Annotated in this window: 4 protein-coding genes; 2 read left to right on the top strand and 2 right to left on the bottom strand. The window is 39.7% G+C overall.

Features of this window, described 5'->3' with window-relative positions; translation table 11 throughout:
* A partial coding sequence (locus tag WDC_RS09140; RefSeq protein WP_044011539.1) for a PTS sugar transporter subunit IIC occupies positions 1-356 on the bottom strand: 356 nt, incomplete at its 3' end.
* 177 nt (positions 357-533) lie between these two features.
* Here WDC_RS09140 and WDC_RS09135 point away from each other — a divergent pair.
* On the top strand, positions 534-1,175 hold the full coding sequence (locus tag WDC_RS09135) for a histidine phosphatase family protein (RefSeq protein WP_044011538.1): 642 nt from the start codon (positions 534-536) through the stop codon (positions 1,173-1,175).
* Between the two features lie 38 nt (positions 1,176-1,213).
* A complete protein-coding gene (locus WDC_RS09130; RefSeq protein ID WP_044011537.1) occupies positions 1,214-2,128 on the top strand; it encodes a LysR family transcriptional regulator in 915 nt (304 codons plus the stop codon).
* 27 nt (positions 2,129-2,155) lie between these two features.
* Here WDC_RS09130 and WDC_RS09950 read toward each other — a convergent pair.
* A partial coding sequence (locus WDC_RS09950) for a transposase (RefSeq protein WP_044011536.1) occupies positions 2,156-2,344 on the bottom strand: 189 nt, incomplete at its 5' end.

The following is a 2,344-nucleotide window of genomic DNA, read 5'->3' as shown; positions in this document are numbered from 1 at the left end:
AAGAACCGGAATTGATATAGGTAACTTCCTAACAGCGCAACTGGAACCGCAATGGCAATCGCACCTTGTGGACTCATATCCCCAAGTAAAGCTACTGGAACTGCTATGGCAGCCCCAATTGCTGGTTCGGCTGGTAATGCCCCGCCTGGAGCAACAAACCCCATGTAAACTAGTTGAATGGCTGCCGTAACGATCATGGCTTGCTTGATATCACCCATGATGAAACCAACCATCATCCCCGTCATTAATGGACTAAAACGCATGGTTAACGTCGCGAATCCCAAAATTCGTGATTCAACTAATGCAACCCAAATCGCAATCAACAAAGCTTGCCAAACTGATAATGTAACATGCATTATAAATACCTCCCTAAATATAAAAAATATGACAGTGTAATTGCAAAAAAATAATTGCTACGTGATCGATGCAATTTAATGCCTAATTACATTATATATGAAATCGCTTTCATTACAAGCTTGAATATTAACTTTTTTTGAGATATCATAAATTTATCCTCGAAAGGAGCTCCAATCATGGCTAATTTAACGGTTTATATCGTTCGACATGGTGAAACTTTATTGAATACTTTTAAACGAATGCAAGGTTGGTGTGATTCTGATTTAACTAAACAGGGCCGCCAAGATGCGATCAAAGCGGGACAATCAATCCACGCAGTACATTTTGACTATTCCTATTCTTCTGACCTCAAACGTGCAATCGATACCAAAAATTTAATTTTGCAACAATTGGATCATGCTCCTGGGCAAACCAGAGTCGAGCGTAATTTTCGGGAAGTTTCGTTTGGTTATTTTGAAGGGCTCCCTTCTGCAACCACCTGGAAAGAAGTTGGCCAAACAGCAGGTTACAGCACACAAGCAGAAATCATTGCTGACAAAGGATTAGCAAAAGCGCAACAGTTGATGCATTTAGCAGACCCGACTGGCTTAGCGGAAACAAATCAGCAGATACTCGGTCGTTGGCGGGCTGGCATAACGCAAATTCGCAACGAATGTGCCGGCGGGACTAATATTCTGCTCGTCACTCATGGTACTTTTATCAGAACGTTAGCCGACTACCATCATATCAACACGTTAAATAACTATCCCAAGAATGGTAGCATTTCAATTTTAAAATTATCTGATAATGCTTCTGAATTAATGTCGTATAATGAATAGTGAATTTCCCAACCTACATTTAGAAAAGAGTTGATCTCGTGAATCCAGAATTGTTGCAAACATTTTTGAAAATTGTCGAATACAAACAGATATCTCAAGCAGCTGACTCGCTTTATATCACTCAGGCTGCCGTCAGCAATCGCTTGCGACGATTAGAATCACAATTGGGTGTCACTTTGATCAACCGTCTCAAGGGACAGCCCACTGTCTCACTGACCAAATACGGTGAAAAATTAGTCCCCATTGCTGAACAATGGATGCAATTAGTTAACCAAACTACCAATTTAAAAGAAGCTGCAAATTTCCACAATGTGAAAGTGATTGGAGCACCATCAATTAATGAATCCATTCTATGCGTAGTGTGCCCGATTTTAATGCAAGAAGATTCTGTCTTGAGATATTCAATTGTTGGTGGTGATGCAGATTATATTTATGATTCTGTCGCCAATGGTACTGCCGACATTGGTTTTTCATTTTATAAAATGTTTCGGCACGAAATTAGTACCCGCAAGATTAGTGAAGAACGCTTGGTCTTAGTGACCAATAACAAAAGTGAATATCCCGATACAGTATCTGTGGATATGCTATCACGACATGATGAAGTTTATATGCTGTGGAACGATGAGTTTGATGCATGGCACACAATGTGTTGGGACGGTGCATTACAGCCATTAATCACCCTCGACTCCGGGACTTTGATTTCACCTTATTTATCTTTCAAGCAGGCTTGGTCGTTGATCCCAGAAACACTAGCTCATCGGTTACTTGTCCAAGATTCAAACTTAAGGGCATTACGATTAATCGAACAATCCCCTGCATTACCCGTGATGGCGGTCAAAAAGAAAACGGCCGCATTGGAACAACAAGAACTTGAACGACTTGAAGTTAAAGTTCGGTCGGAGTTGTACAAAATCCATCAAAAGAAAATTTGGCTCTTCGTCAAGAAGTACTGATGACTTAATTCAAGGACGTAGTCCTTACTAGGCAACTAGTTCTCTTTCAGGAGGATTAGTTGTTTTTTTGTTTAGCTGTTTTAAACTGTTTTTATAATTTATAGAGTAGAAACTAGTAGAAAATGCTACAAGTATCCTAAGTCTGAAATTGGTAAAGTTTCTGAAGCCGTATGCTGTTCGTTTTATTACTTTGATTTTATTGTTACATCCTGGATT

The sequence above is a fragment of the Paucilactobacillus wasatchensis genome, assembly GCF_000876205.1.
Classification (GTDB): Bacteria; Bacillota; Bacilli; order Lactobacillales; family Lactobacillaceae; genus Paucilactobacillus; species Paucilactobacillus wasatchensis.
Note: the sequence above shows the minus strand (reverse complement) of the source record. Positions and strands in the feature narration are given on the sequence as shown.

Excerpts from the sequence above, each read along its gene's own strand:
- WDC_RS09135 (WP_044011538.1), top strand. The coding sequence starts at position 534 with ATGGCTAATTTAACGGTTTATATCGTTCGACATGGTGAAACTTTATTG.